This window comes from Bacillus vallismortis, from assembly GCF_004116955.1.
GTDB lineage: Bacteria > Bacillota > Bacilli > Bacillales > Bacillaceae > Bacillus > Bacillus vallismortis.
Window position 1 is genome coordinate 595,097 of record NZ_CP026362.1, and the last position, 13,537, is coordinate 608,633.

13 protein-coding genes are annotated in these 13,537 nt (G+C 45.1%); 12 read left to right on the forward strand and 1 reads right to left on the reverse strand.

Going from position 1 to position 13,537, the window contains the following annotated elements; all coding sequences use genetic code 11:
- Nucleotides 1–16: 16 nt before the first annotated feature.
- Both mbcS and BV11031_RS03280 read left to right on the forward strand, forming a co-directional pair.
- On the forward strand, nucleotides 17–1,606 hold the full coding sequence (gene mbcS / locus BV11031_RS03275) for an acyl-CoA synthetase MbcS (RefSeq protein WP_010329659.1): 1,590 nt from the start codon (nucleotides 17–19) through the stop codon (nucleotides 1,604–1,606).
- A 21-nt stretch (nucleotides 1,607–1,627) separates the two neighbouring features.
- Entirely contained in the window at nucleotides 1,628–3,217 is a 1,590-nt protein-coding gene (locus BV11031_RS03280) for an amidohydrolase (protein ID WP_010329660.1), read from the forward strand.
- Nucleotides 3,218–3,249: 32 nt separating this feature from the next.
- Here BV11031_RS03280 and BV11031_RS03285 read toward each other — a convergent pair whose 3' ends face one another.
- Nucleotides 3,250–4,053 (reverse strand): NAD kinase, encoded by an 804-nt coding sequence (locus BV11031_RS03285; protein ID WP_010329661.1) that lies wholly within the window; start codon nucleotides 4,051–4,053, stop codon nucleotides 3,250–3,252.
- Nucleotides 4,054–4,240: 187 nt separating this feature from the next.
- On the opposite strand from BV11031_RS03285, the gene sppA reads away from it, so the two are divergent.
- The 10 genes from sppA (at nucleotide 4,241) to argH (ending at nucleotide 13,527) form a co-directional block, all read left to right on the forward strand.
- Nucleotides 4,241–5,248: a signal peptide peptidase SppA gene (gene sppA / locus BV11031_RS03290; protein WP_010329662.1), complete on the forward strand. Its 1,008-nt coding sequence runs from the start codon at nucleotides 4,241–4,243 to the stop codon at nucleotides 5,246–5,248.
- Nucleotides 5,249–5,260: 12 nt separating this feature from the next.
- The gene (locus tag BV11031_RS03295; protein ID WP_010329663.1) at nucleotides 5,261–5,755 is read left to right on the forward strand and encodes an RDD family protein; all 495 of its coding nucleotides are present in this window, start codon (nucleotides 5,261–5,263) and stop codon (nucleotides 5,753–5,755) included.
- Nucleotides 5,756–5,830: 75 nt separating this feature from the next.
- Nucleotides 5,831–6,511: a DUF2953 domain-containing protein gene (locus BV11031_RS03300; RefSeq protein WP_129550679.1), complete on the forward strand. Its 681-nt coding sequence runs from the start codon at nucleotides 5,831–5,833 to the stop codon at nucleotides 6,509–6,511.
- Nucleotides 6,512–6,524: 13 nt separating this feature from the next.
- Complete coding sequence (ytfJ, locus tag BV11031_RS03305) at nucleotides 6,525–6,980, forward strand: GerW family sporulation protein (RefSeq protein ID WP_003223504.1); 456 nt, start codon at nucleotides 6,525–6,527, stop codon at nucleotides 6,978–6,980.
- Between the two features lie 108 nt (nucleotides 6,981–7,088).
- Entirely contained in the window at nucleotides 7,089–7,592 is a 504-nt protein-coding gene (gene tpx / locus BV11031_RS03310; RefSeq protein WP_010329664.1) for a thiol peroxidase, read from the forward strand.
- A gap of 58 nt (nucleotides 7,593–7,650) precedes the next feature.
- The gene (locus tag BV11031_RS03315; RefSeq protein WP_010329665.1) at nucleotides 7,651–8,637 is read left to right on the forward strand and encodes a class I SAM-dependent methyltransferase; all 987 of its coding nucleotides are present in this window, start codon (nucleotides 7,651–7,653) and stop codon (nucleotides 8,635–8,637) included.
- Nucleotides 8,638–8,983: 346 nt separating this feature from the next.
- Complete coding sequence (locus tag BV11031_RS03320; protein ID WP_010329666.1) at nucleotides 8,984–10,171, forward strand: acetate kinase; 1,188 nt, start codon at nucleotides 8,984–8,986, stop codon at nucleotides 10,169–10,171.
- Between the two features lie 79 nt (nucleotides 10,172–10,250).
- On the forward strand, nucleotides 10,251–10,763 hold the full coding sequence (locus BV11031_RS03325) for a MogA/MoaB family molybdenum cofactor biosynthesis protein (protein WP_010329667.1): 513 nt from the start codon (nucleotides 10,251–10,253) through the stop codon (nucleotides 10,761–10,763).
- A 170-nt stretch (nucleotides 10,764–10,933) separates the two neighbouring features.
- Nucleotides 10,934–12,145 (forward strand): argininosuccinate synthase, encoded by a 1,212-nt coding sequence (locus BV11031_RS03330; protein ID WP_010329668.1) that lies wholly within the window; start codon nucleotides 10,934–10,936, stop codon nucleotides 12,143–12,145.
- Nucleotides 12,142–13,527: an argininosuccinate lyase gene (gene argH / locus BV11031_RS03335; protein ID WP_010329669.1), complete on the forward strand. Its 1,386-nt coding sequence runs from the start codon at nucleotides 12,142–12,144 to the stop codon at nucleotides 13,525–13,527. The genes BV11031_RS03330 and argH overlap by 4 nt, the downstream gene beginning before the upstream one ends.
- The last annotated feature ends 10 nt before the right edge of the window (nucleotides 13,528–13,537 follow it).

The following is a 13,537-nucleotide window of genomic DNA, read 5'->3' on the forward strand; positions in this document are numbered from 1 at the left end:
AAGTGAGGAGTTGTTCGTGTTAAAACGAGAAGATTTAATTGCCCCTATGCAATATAATTTAGTCAATGAAATGGAAAAGTTCAGTGCGGCTGGACAAAAAACCGCTCTTCTATGGGAGGATGAGACTGGCAAGCAAGAATCCTGGTCATATGAAAAGCTGATGGAAGAAACAAATAAAATCGGAGCGGCTTTGGCTGACCTTGGATTTAAAAAGGGCGACAAGGTGATTGTAATGGTTCCGCGGGTGCTCGAAGCCTATGCTGTTTATCTGGCTATCCTGAAATCAGGAATGGTTGTCATCCCGTGCTCTGAAATGCTTCGTGCGAAAGATCTTGAATACCGGATAGAACACGCGGAAGTGAAAGGCGCTATTGTCTATTCTGCGTTTATTGGCGCTTTCCGTGATGTCAGTACGGCTGACAAACTGATTAAGCTGTCTATTGGCGAAAACGAGGCCGGCTGGAAAAATCTCTTATCGATTGAAGCGGACGGAAGCCAATTTCAAACGGCTGACACAACTAGAGAAGATATGGCATTCTTATCTTACACCTCCGGAACAACAGGTCAGCCTAAAGGTGTTGTACATACGCACGGTTGGGCATTTGCTCATTTAAAAACATCTGCCGGCGCTTGGCTTGATATTTCTGAAAAGGATATCGTCTGGGCGACTGCTGCCCCAGGCTGGCAAAAGTGGGTGTGGAGCCCATTTTTAGCGGTGCTCGGCAGCGGAGCAACGGGTTTTGTGTACCAAGGCAGATTCAAAGCAGAAAAATATTTAGAACTTCTAAACCGCTACAAAGTCAATGTCTTCTGCTGTACGCCGACGGAATACCGCTTAATGGCGAAGGTCGAAGGCTTGGACCGCTATGACCTTTCTGCCCTGCACAGCGCCGTTTCTGCAGGCGAGCCGCTCAACCGTGAAGTCATTGATGTGTTCCAAAAGCACTTCGGCATTAAAGTTCGGGACGGATACGGCCAAACAGAAAGCACGCTTTTAGTCGGTGTCTTAAAAGACATGGATATTAAACCAGGAAGCATGGGAAAACCGACACCGGGAAATCAGGTGGAGATCATTGATGGAGACGGTGAAATCTGTAAAACTGGCGAAGTTGGCGATATCGCTGTCCACCTTAGCACGCCGGCACTCTTTAAAGAATATTACAAAGATCCGGACAGAATGAAGACACAAATTCGCGGTGATTATTTCCTAACAGGAGACAGAGCAAAAAAAGACGAGGAAGGTTATTTCTGGTTTGAAAGCCGAAATGACGATATCATCATCAGCTCCGGCTACACGATCGGGCCATTCGAAGTGGAAGACGCGCTCGTTAAGCACCCTGAAGTAAAAGAATGTGCTGTTGTTGCAAGCCCTGATGAAATCAGAGGCTCGATCGTTAAGGCGTACGTTGTCCTGCAAGATCATGAAAAACGCAGTGATGAGCTTGTCAAAAAGCTGCAAAACCATGTGAAGACCATCACGGCTCCATACAAATATCCTAGAGAAATTGAATTTGTGGAGAGCCTGCCGAAAACGGCTTCTGCAAAAATCAGACGCGTGGAATTAAGAAAACGTGAAGAACAGCTCAAAGCCAATAAAAAGGCGTAGAAGAAAGAGAGTGAACGTGAAGTGAAGGCGATATGGCACGGCGGTTTCATTTATACGATGCTCGAAGAAGGCGATCGTACAGAGGCGGTTTATGTTGAGGATGGTGTCATAAAAGGCACTGGGAGCTATGAGCATCTGAAGAAAAAGTACGGGTCTCGGGAAACAGAAGAAATCAGTCTGAACGGGGCAGTGATGTTTCCCGGATTTGTCGACAGCCATTTACATTTAATCGGTCACGGTGAGAAACAGCTTCAGCTTGATCTGTCTGCGCTGACGTCTAAAGAAGCTATTGTACAGGCAGTGAAGGAAAGAGAACGGCAGTGCCCTGAGGGCGATTGGCTCATTGGAGAAGGATGGAATGAAAATCAATTTGAGACACCGGACTATTTGACAAAGCATGATCTTGACCGTTTATTTCCAGAGAGGCCCGTCTTGCTTAAGCGAATATGCCGGCATGCGCTGACTGTTAATTCTGCGGCTCTTCAAGCGGCAGGGATTACAAGACACACTCCTGACCCTGACGGAGGGGTCATCGTAAAAGATGCAAATGGTGAGCCGACCGGGCTTCTGTTTGACAAGGCGCAGGATCTCATTCTGAAGGCTGTCCCGCCAGTCTCCCAGCAATATGTTGATGAGGCGCTTACAGCTGCAATAAAAGACTGCTGGTCAAAAGGCCTGACGGGGGGACATTCGGAAGACTTGTCCTATTATGGTGATGTGTCGGTGCCGATAAAAGCTTATGAGAAAGCTGCCGCAAGCGGAAGGTATCCGTTTCGCTGTCATTTGCTCGTTCATCATGAAGCGGTCGATCGCTGGGAGCGTCTGGAGCAGCCGTCGGGCCCGTATGTGGAATTCGGTGCGATGAAAATTTTTGCTGACGGGGCGCTTGGCGGAAGAACAGCTTTATTGAAAGAACCATATCACGACGATCCATCCACTAATGGTGTTCAAGTTCATGATGACGAAACCCTTGGCCGGCTCATTCGAAAAGCGAGAGAAAAAGGCATGGAGGTTGCCGTTCATGTAATCGGCGATCTTGCGTTTGAAAAAGTGCTGAACGCAATTGAAAAGCATCCGCCAAAAAGCGGCCGGCATGATCGGCTCATTCACGCTCAGGTGCTCAATGATGAATTAATCGAAAAAGCGGCACGCATGCCGATCGCGCTTGACCTTCAGCCCCATTTCGTCGCCAGTGATTTTCCGTGGGTCATTGACCGTCTTGGAAAAGACCGAATGAACACAGCCTTTGCGTGGAAAACGCTGCTGTCTAAAGGCATGTTATGCGCGGGAGGCTCAGACGCCCCGATTGAGCCTGTTGACCCGCTTCTTGGCATTCAATCGGCGGTGCTCCGGAAAAGCAGCCATGAGAAGAACGGGCCGAGCTATCATGAAAGCGAATGTTTAACGGTGTATGAAGCGATTGAGCTCTACACAAAAGGAAGCGCCGGGATCATTTATAAAGAGAAGTCACGAGGGAAAATTGCAGAGGGCTATGATGCGGATTTTACGGTTCTCAGCGATGACCCATTTATAATTGACCCTGCACAGCTTCATCTTTTGGACATTAACAAGACGGTAATCAACGGCCAAATTGTATATGAGAAATCATAAAAGGACAGGCGGCAGCCTGTCCTTTTCATTTTCTATAAAAAAGTGCGCTTCACTTTCTCCCAAAATGAATTGTCTTTTAGTTTGACTGTTTTGATTTTTTTGTCAGACAGTTTGATTTCGATCGTTTTCACGTTTCTCGTGCTGAGTGCTTCATTGTCCAAGCCGATGATTGGGTGTTCATTGCCGTCTTGCATCACGCGAAGGGTCAGCTTTCGGTCAGAACTGAGGACAAATGGCGAGCCGAGTGTCCGATAGGTGTTATTGTTAAGAGATGCAAGCTCAGACACTTGAATGCATGGAAGCAGCGGATCAACAACTGCTCCTGCAACGGACTTGTTATATGCGGTGCTGCCTGTCGGCGTTGAGATAATCATGCCGTCTCCTCTAAACGTTTCGAAGTGCAGGTCATCAATCAGCACATCCATCACAAAGGTCTTAATAATGCTTGAACGGATGGAAACCTCGTTTAAGCAGTGAAAAGGGCTGGCGTTATCCACTGTCACTTCAATCAGCGGATACTTTCTGACTTCTATTTGTTCAAACGTCATTGCATCGACCATTTTTCCGTGATCATCACTATGAAAGTCACAATATAAATGAGCTTTCCCTTTTTTGGTAATGCCGACGTACAAGCAATCGTCACGGAAATTCGTCTTTCTGACTGCTTGCAAAAATGTGCCGTCCCCGCCAATACTTGCGATAATATTGGCGTCTGAGGGCTGATTCACAACTGTAAATCCATGCTCTTCAGCCAATTGTGTTAACGAGCTGGCTTGTTCGTTTGTTTTCTGGTCTTGTTTGTGAAAAAAATAAACATTACGGCGTTGATCGGTCATATCCCATTTCCCCTTTAGCTGTCATATTTAAGTTTTTCTGTCATCCAGTATTTGTGATAAAATACCTTTGGCCATAAGTGTACCATGTTTGCCGGCAGTCAGTTAAGCATGAGCTTTCTCATCACATGAAACATTTTTCATATTGAACCGTATAATGAGAGAGTCTGGGAAAAAGGAGGAGAAAAAAATGAATGCAAAAAGATGGATCGCATTAGTGATTGCCTTGGGGATTTTCGGCGTCTCCATCATCGTCAGCATCTCAATGAGTTTCTTTGAAAGCGTCAAAGGCGCTCAAACGGATCTCACATCACTGACGGATGAATCGCAGGAAAAGACCCTGGAAAACGGCAGTCTCACAAGTAAAATTGCTGTATTGGAAGTCAGCGGCACCATTCAGGATAATGGGGATTCAAGCAGTCTGCTCGGTTCAGGGGGATATAACCACAGAACGTTTTTGAAAAACCTTGAGCGTGCAAAAGATGACAAGGCAGTTAAAGGAATCGTTCTGAAGGTGAATTCTCCGGGCGGCGGAGTCTATGAAAGTGCTGAAATACATAAGAAGCTGGAAGAAATTAAGAAAGAAACAAAAAAACCGATTTACGTGTCGATGGGATCGATGGCAGCATCCGGCGGCTATTACATCTCAACGGCGGCTGATAAGATTTTTGCCACCCCGGAAACCTTGACCGGGTCACTCGGCGTCATTATGGAAAGCGTCAATTATGCAAAGCTCGCTGATAAGCTCGGTATTTCTTTTGAAACAATTAAGAGCGGGGCCCATAAGGATATTATGTCTCCTTCCCGTGAGATGACGAAAGAAGAAAAGAACATCATGCAATCAATGGTTGATAATTCTTATGAAGGTTTTGTTGATGTCATTTCTGAAGGCCGCGGCATGCCGAAAGCAGAGGTAAAGAAAATTGCGGACGGACGCGTCTATGACGGTCGGCAGGCGAAAAAACTGAATCTTGTTGATAAGCTTGGTTTTTATGACGATACCATTTCAGCGATGAAAAAGGATCATAAAGATTTGAAAAACGCCTCTGTCATTTCTTACGAGGAAAGTTTCGGGTTAGGCTCGCTGTTTTCCATGGGCGCCAACAAAATGTTTAAGAGTGAAATCGATTTTCTGAATATGAGAGAAGTACTTTCACAATCCGGTTCGCCGAGAATGATGTATCTCTATGCGAAGTAGGAGGGGTCTATAATGGATGTGACATATGAAGAGTTAGAGCGCAATGACCTCAAAGGCCCGCTAGAAGCGGAACAGCTTACACATGCTTATGCGGGCTTTTGGGTTCGTTTCTGGGCTTTTCTGCTTGATTGGCTCGTTGTATGGGGATTAAACCATTTACTTGTTTCTCCCCTCTTTACCGTATTGGATCTGCCGAAAACATCCGGCATGTTTACCTTCTCGGCCTACAGTGTGACTACGCTTGTTGTGTATCTTGCCTATTTTGCGCTGATGACAAAGTTCTTTGGGCAGACGCTTGGAAAAATGGTATTCGGCCTCAAAGTGGTTTCCGTGAAGCATGATCATCAGCTGACATGGAGTACAGTGATTTTTCGTGAAGTAGTCGGACGGTATATTGATAAGATTTGGATTTTATATATCGTTGTTGCTTTTTCGCCTACAAAACAGGGGATTCATGATTACATTGCGGATACGACTGTGGTGCATGAAAAACTATATCGTAAATAACCGATAAACCCGGACCTCGTCCGGGTTTATTTTTTTCTGAATTGGCGATAATGCTCCTAGAGGAAGTGAGAGAATATGGTATATGTGCTGACAGCCATTCTTATTCTTATAGGTATCGTGCTGCTTCTCAGAATGAAAATGTATGTTGCTGTTGAGTATCTTCATGCTGATGATAACGACAAACTGACCTTGAAGATCACAGCGCTGTTTGGCCTGATCCGGATCAAAAAATCGATCCCAGCCATTAAGGTGAACAAAGCTGACGGATCAGTTGATATCAAACAAAAAACAAAATCCAAAGTGAAAAAAAGCAGCAGCGAGAAAAAAATTACGTTTGATGATGTGCAGCAAAGCATTCATAAAATCGAAATGATTTTGCAACAGGTCAAAAATTTGCGGAAAATCAGCGCGTCTTTTCTGGCGCATTTACATATTACAAAACTCGAATGGATTACAATCGTAGGAATTCAAGACGCGGCAGTGACAGGTGTGTTAACAGGTGCTGTTTGGAGTGTGAAAGGCGGCATCGCTGCAATGCTGTATGACCATCTGAACTTTGTCAATAAGCCCGTCTATGAAGTGATTCCGTCATTTCAAGTCCCTGTCTCCAGAACCCACTTTCAGTGTATATTCTTTTTTCGCTTTGGACATGCTATGCTTGCAGCTTTCAAATTCGTCAAATACGGAAGGGAGCTATCCGTATTTAAGAAGAATCCGTCGTCCCGAATGACTTCAAAGAATGATTCATCAGTTTAAGGAGGAAGCGTATATGGCAGACCATCCCATCCAAGGTTTAATGAAAACCGCAATGGAAAACTTGAAGGAAATGATTGATGTTAACACCATCATCGGAGATCCGGTTGAAACGCCGGATGGAAGCGTGATTTTAACCGTTTCTAAAGTTGGATTCGGCTTCGCCGCAGGCGGAAGCGAGTTTGGCGGAAAGCCGGCTGAAAAGAAATCGGAAGACGATGAGACAAGAGAACAAAAACTTCCTTTCGGAGGCGGAAGCGGGGGCGGTGTGTCCATTACGCCGATCGCGTTTTTAATTGTCGGATCGACAGGAATCAGAATGCTTCATTTAGATGAAAATACCCATTTGATTGAGAAAATCTTAGACGCAGCCCCTCAAACCCTTGAACGCATCCAGCAAATGTTCAAGAAAAATAACAAGAACCAAGGCCAGGGCCAAAATCAAAACCAAATGAACAATATGAATTATTAAAGAAGGTTAACTGCGGCCGCCGCAGTTAACTTTTTTTTGGCATAAACTTTGCAGTTTACAGGAAACTTTACTATGATAGAGACATACATACAAAAGGGAGGAATTATAATGGCTGAAATTACATTTAAAGGCGGTCCGGTTACACTTATCGGACAAGAAGTGAAAGTAGGAGAACAAGCTCCTGACTTCACAGTGCTGACTAACAGCCTTGAAGAAAAATCGTTAGCTGATATGAAAGGAAAGGTAACGATTATTTCTGTTATCCCTTCAATTGACACAGGTGTTTGTGATGCGCAAACACGCCGTTTTAACGAAGAAGCAGCTAAGCTTGGAGATGTCAATGTCTACACAATCAGTGCAGACCTTCCATTTGCACAAGCCCGCTGGTGCGGCGCAAACGGAATTGATAGAGTGGAAACGCTATCTGACCACAGAGAGATGTCATTTGGCGAAGCGTTCGGTGTGTATATTAAAGAACTTCGTCTGCTTGCGCGTTCCGTATTCGTCCTTGATGAGAGCGGAAAAGTCGTTTACGCAGAATATGTAAGTGAAGCAACAAACCATCCGAACTATGAGGAGCCTATTGAGGCTGCTAAGGCATTAGTGAAGTAAGCAGGGAAAAAGCTCCTGGCTGCCGCCGGAGCTTTTTTTATGGCAAGGAGGAACACATATGCAAAAAGACAATGTAGGCGCGGTGTACGAGCTGTTAGACGAAGCCGCGATCATCATAAAGAATGAATGGCAAATTTCATATATAGAGGCGCTGGCTGAGGCGGGAGAAATGTATTTTCTTGAAAAAACCGACCAGCTGAAACTGTCTGATAAGAAAAACGAACAGCTTCAGGCTTTGCTCGGGAAAGCGGAGTTCGGCACCTATGAGCACGAATGGGTGCGCAAAGCTTTTCAGCTATCCGTCCTGAAAGGGCTGAAAGATATCTCCCATCCGAACAGACAGATGACGCCTGACACGATTGGGCTATTCATCAGTTATTTGGTGAATAAGTTTATGGCGGACAAAAAGGAACTGTCAATCCTTGATCCTGCTGTGGGAACGGGGAATCTTCTGTTCACCGTGCTGAACCAGCTGTCTGAAAAAACGGCCAATAGCTATGGAATTGAGATTGATGACGTGCTCTTAAAGATCGCGTATGCCCAAGCGAACCTTTTGAAAAAAGAGATTGAGCTTTTCCATCAGGACAGCCTTGAACCGCTGTTTATCGATCCTGTTGACACGGTCATATGCGATCTGCCGGTCGGCTATTATCCGAATGACGAAGGAGCAGAAGCGTTTGACCTCAAAGCGGACGAAGGCCATTCCTTCGCACATCATCTGTTTATTGAACAGAGCGTCAAACATACCAAACCGGGCGGATATTTATTTTTTATGATCCCGAATCATTTGTTTGAGAGCTCTCAAAGCGACAAGCTGAAACAGTTTTTCAAAGATAAGGTTCATATCAACGCCCTTTTGCAGCTCCCAAAATCGATATTTAAAGACGAGGCTCATGCCAAAAGCATTCTTGTGCTTCAGAAAAAAGGAGAGGAGACAAAAGCGCCGGGGCAAATTCTGCTTGCGAATCTTCCGTCTTTCTCCAATCAGAAGGCGACGCTTGATATGATGGCTCAAATAGATGCGTGGGTTACAAAAGAAAAATAGATATCAAGTAGCAGCTTAGGCAGCCGTCATACGATGGATGCCTAAGCTGTTTTTATTATGGCGCTTGATGACCGAACAGACGAATTGAATCAAGCTTTACAACACAAAATACAGAAGGGAAAAACCGCAACATGTAAGCGTTCATCAATACGAAATCTGCAGATAATATATCAGAAAATAACGACTTCTAAGTGTAAGCGTTATCAATATACAAGTTGACTTGAAATGCCGACATGACAATGTTTAAATGGAAAAGTCAGATATTTTTCGGAGAAGATAAAGATATTCACCGGGGAAAAAGTACGAAAACGAAGTTGTTGATACAGAGTATAAAGGAGCGTCAATCATGTCCAAAATTATTGCAATTAACGCAGGAAGCTCGTCTTTGAAATTTCAGCTTTTCGAAATGCCTTCAGAAACTGTTTTAACGAAGGGTTTAGTTGAACGAATTGGTATCGCCGATAGCGTATTCACGATTTCTGTAAACGGCGAAAAAAATACAGAAGTAACTGATATTCCGGATCATGCTGTAGCGGTTAAAATGCTGCTGAGTAAGCTAACGGAATTCGGCATTATTAAAGATTTAAATGAAATTGACGGAATTGGCCACCGTGTCGTTCACGGCGGAGAAAAATTCAGCGATTCTGTTTTATTAACGGATGAAACCATTCAGGAAATTGAAGATATTTCTGAATTGGCACCGCTTCACAACCCGGCAAATATCGTTGGAATTAAAGCGTTCAAAGAAGTGCTTCCAAATGTTCCTGCGGTTGCTGTTTTTGATACGGCATTCCACCAAACAATGCCTGAGCAGTCTTACCTGTACAGCCTGCCGTATGACTACTATGAAAAATTCGGCATCCGTAAATACGGCTTCCACGGCACTTCACATAAATATGTGACTGAGCGCGCGGCAGAGCTTCTCGGCCGTCCGTTAAAAGATTTACGCCTGATTTCCTGCCACCTTGGAAACGGCGCAAGTATCGCTGCTGTTGAAGGCGGAAAATCAATTGATACATCTATGGGCTTTACGCCGCTTGCCGGTGTTGCAATGGGTACACGCTCTGGAAACATCGACCCTGCCCTGATTCCATATATCATGGAGAAAACAGGCCAAACGGCTGACGAAGTACTGAATACACTAAACAAAAAAAGCGGCCTGCTCGGCATTTCCGGTTTCTCAAGCGATCTTCGTGACATCGTTGAAGCAACAAAAGAAGGAAATGAGCGCGCGGAAACGGCTCTTGAAGTCTTCGCAAGCAGAATCCACAAGTACATCGGTTCTTACGCTGCAAGAATGAGCGGTGTGGATGCGATCATCTTTACTGCCGGCATCGGTGAAAACAGCGTGGAAGTCAGAGAACGCGTTCTTCGCGGCTTAGAATTCATGGGCGTATACTGGGATACTGCGCTTAATAACGTACGCGGCGAGGAAGCTTTCATCAGCTATCCGCATTCTCCAGTAAAAGTCATGATCATTCCGACTGATGAAGAAGTCATGATTGCACGCGACGTTGTTCGTTTAGCAAAATAAATCGCATGAAAGCACATTCTCTTGAATGTGCTTTTTTGTTGATGCATCATAATCATAAAAACATAAAAGAGGTGGGCCAATGAGTGTTCAAACGCATAAACAAGAAGCTCCGGATATCGTTCGGTGCAAAGTGATCACAGTCAGTGACACGAGAACGGAGGAAACCGATAAAAGCGGCAAGTCGATGATTTCGTTTTTAGAAGAAGCCGGTCACCACATTGCTGCATATGAAATTGTGAAAGACGAAAAGGACGCTTTGCAGCGGGCTGTGCTTGCGGGCTGTATGGATGAACAAATAGACGCGGTTCTCTTAAACGGAGGGACAGGCATAGCAAATCGGGACGTCACAATTGAAGCCATTACGCCGCTGTTTTCAAAAGAGCTGCCTGGCTTTGGAGAAATATTCAGGATGCTGAGTTATACAGAGGATATCGGCTCTGCCGCGATCATGTCGAGAGCCACTGCTGGCGTTATCCAGCATACAGCTGTTTTCTCAACCCCGGGCTCAAGCGGCGCGGTAAGGCTGGCCATGAATAAGCTGATTATTCCCGAACTGGCACATGTCGTCAGAGAAATCAGAAAAGACAAGTAAATGAATAAATAATAAGAAACTTCACCTGAAAATTAGGTGAAGTTTTTTTTATAAAAGGCTTGAAAAAACGAAACGTACTTGTTAAAGTGTATACATACAAAATGTATTTTTATTAAATATAATTTATTTTTATACAAAAAATGATACACGGTTGAGAGGGGATTTTTATCATGTCAGAACAGAAAAAAGTCGTATTAGCATACTCGGGAGGACTTGATACCTCCGTCGCAATAAAATGGCTTCAAGAGCAAGGATATAATGTGATTGCCTGCTGTCTGGACGTCGGTGAAGGCAAGGATTTGGCGTTTGTTCAACAGAAAGCGCTGGAAGTCGGCGCGACAAATTCCTACGTGATCGATGCAAAAGAAGAATTCGCACAGGACTACGCGCTTATCTCTTTGCAGGCCCATACAATGTATGAAGGGAAATATCCGCTCGTTTCGGCATTATCTCGGCCGCTGATTGCAAAAAAACTGGTTGAAATCGCGGAAAAGGAAGATGCACAGGCGATTGCGCACGGATGCACAGGGAAAGGAAATGACCAGGTTCGTTTCGAAGTCTCCATTAAGTCATTAAACCCTGATCTTGAAGTGATCGCGCCGGTTCGGGAATGGCAGTGGTCACGTGAAGAAGAAATTGAATATGCGGCAAGCCGCGGCATTCCGATTCCGATCAATCTTGACAGCCCATATTCTATTGATCAAAACCTCTGGGGCCGTGCGAATGAGTGCGGCATTTTAGAAGATCCATGGGCGGCGCCGCCTGAAGGCGCATACGATTTAACAGCTCCGCTGGAAAAAACCCCGGACACGCCGGAAGTGATTGAAATTGCGTTTGAACAAGGTGTTCCTGTATCAATTGACGGCGTATCCTACTCGCTTTCTGAATTGATTTTGAAGCTGAATGAAATGGCAGGCGCACACGGCGTCGGACGTATCGACCATGTGGAAAACCGCCTTGTCGGCATTAAATCCCGGGAAGTATACGAATGCCCTGGTGCGATGACACTCATCAAAGCGCATAAAGAACTGGAAGATTTAACACTGGTAAAAGAAGTAGCCCATTTTAAACCGATCATCGAGCAAAAAATGTCAGAAATCATTTACAACGGCTTATGGTTCTCACCGTTAAAAGACGCGCTGCACGCTTTCTTAAAAGAAACACAAAAGCATGTCACAGGCATTGTCCGCGTGAAGCTGTTTAAAGGCCATGCAATTGTAGAGGGACGCAAATCAGAATACTCTCTATATGACGAAAAACTCGCAACATATACAAAAGACGATGCGTTTGATCACCATGCGGCAATCGGGTTTATCGAGCTTTGGGGACTTCCTACAAAAGTGAACAGCATCGTGAAAAAGAAGGAGCAGATGAAAGCATGAAGAAGCTTTGGGGAGGCCGATTTCAAAAAACGCCGGAAAAATGGGTCGACGAGTTCGGCGCGTCTATATCATTTGACCGAAATTTAGTGACCGAAGACATTACAGGGTCTCTCGCACATGCTGCCATGCTGAAAAAATGCGGTATCCTGACAGCGGAAGAAGAGCTGAAAATCCGTGAGGGATTGAATACCCTTCTGCAAAAAGCAGAGGTAGGGGCATTGGAATTCTCAGTTGATTATGAGGATATTCATTTGAACATTGAGAAAATGCTTATTGACGAAATCGGCCCTCTCGGCGGCAAGCTGCATACCGGAAGAAGCCGAAATGATCAGGTGGCGACTGACATGCATTTATACTTAAAACATCATGTCAGCCACATTATTGAGCTGATTGAGGCGTTCCAAAGCGTATTGATTGAAAAGGCGGAAGCGAATGTTGAAACGATTCTGCCGGGTTACACACATCTGCAGCGCGCCCAGCCGATTTCATTCGCCCACCATTTGCTTGCGTATTTCTGGATGATGGAGCGCGACAAGGAGCGCTTCCAAGATTCAATGAAACGGATTAACAAATCTCCGCTCGGCTGCGGAGCGCTCGCAGGAACAACCTTCCCTATCGACCGTGACTATTCAGCAGAACTGCTCGGTTTTGATTCTATCTATGAAAACAGCCTGGACGGCGTCAGCGACAGAGATTTCATTTTAGAGTTTTTAAGCAACAGCAGTATGCTGATGATGCACCTATCCCGTTTCTCTGAAGAGATCATTCTATGGTGCTCTCAGGAGTTTAAATTCATTGAGCTTGACGATACGTACGCAACGGGAAGCAGCATGATGCCGCAAAAGAAAAACCCTGATATGGCAGAACTGATCCGCGGGAAAACAGGACGCGTATACGGTGATATGATGGGGCTGTTTACGATCATGAAAGGCCTTCCGCTCGCTTACAACAAAGACCTTCAAGAAGACAAAGAAGGCATGTTTGACACGGTGAAAACGGTCGAGGGCAGCCTGCAAATCTTCGCAGGCATGATCCAAACAATGACTGTAAACAAAGAGGTCATGAAGCAAGCGACAAAAAAAGACTTCTCAAATGCGACGGAACTGGCCGATTATTTAGCGAAAAAAGGAATGCCGTTCAGAGAAGCGCATGAAGTAGTCGGAAAACTTGTGTACACATGCATCGAAAAAGGGATCTATTTAAGCGATATGCCGTTTGCTGAATTTCAGCAGGCGAGCCCGCTCTTCGAAGACGATATTTACACTGTGTTAGACCCTTACCACGCAGTTGAAAAAAGAATGAGCGCCGGAGGCACCGGGTTCAAACAGGTGGAGCAGGCGCTAAAAAAAGCAAAAGCTTGCGTGGCAGCCGGAGTTTGTTAAAATTTCCTTC

What these genes read in the sequence shown, in the direction of transcription:
- BV11031_RS03285 (WP_010329661.1), bottom strand. Translation starts at nt 4,053, where the DNA reads ATGACCGATCAACGCCGTAATGTTTATTTTTTTCACAAACAAGACCAG.
- sppA (WP_010329662.1), top strand. Translation starts at nt 4,241, where the DNA reads ATGAATGCAAAAAGATGGATCGCATTAGTGATTGCCTTGGGGATTTTC.
- BV11031_RS03295 (WP_010329663.1), top strand. Translation starts at nt 5,261, where the DNA reads ATGGATGTGACATATGAAGAGTTAGAGCGCAATGACCTCAAAGGCCCG.
- BV11031_RS03300 (WP_129550679.1), top strand. Translation starts at nt 5,831, where the DNA reads ATGGTATATGTGCTGACAGCCATTCTTATTCTTATAGGTATCGTGCTG.
- ytfJ (WP_003223504.1), top strand. Translation starts at nt 6,525, where the DNA reads ATGGCAGACCATCCCATCCAAGGTTTAATGAAAACCGCAATGGAAAAC.
- tpx (WP_010329664.1), top strand. Translation starts at nt 7,089, where the DNA reads ATGGCTGAAATTACATTTAAAGGCGGTCCGGTTACACTTATCGGACAA.
- BV11031_RS03315 (WP_010329665.1), top strand. Translation starts at nt 7,651, where the DNA reads ATGCAAAAAGACAATGTAGGCGCGGTGTACGAGCTGTTAGACGAAGCC.
- BV11031_RS03320 (WP_010329666.1), top strand. Translation starts at nt 8,984, where the DNA reads ATGTCCAAAATTATTGCAATTAACGCAGGAAGCTCGTCTTTGAAATTT.
- BV11031_RS03325 (WP_010329667.1), top strand. Translation starts at nt 10,251, where the DNA reads ATGAGTGTTCAAACGCATAAACAAGAAGCTCCGGATATCGTTCGGTGC.
- BV11031_RS03330 (WP_010329668.1), top strand. Translation starts at nt 10,934, where the DNA reads ATGTCAGAACAGAAAAAAGTCGTATTAGCATACTCGGGAGGACTTGAT.
- argH (WP_010329669.1), top strand. Translation starts at nt 12,142, where the DNA reads ATGAAGAAGCTTTGGGGAGGCCGATTTCAAAAAACGCCGGAAAAATGG.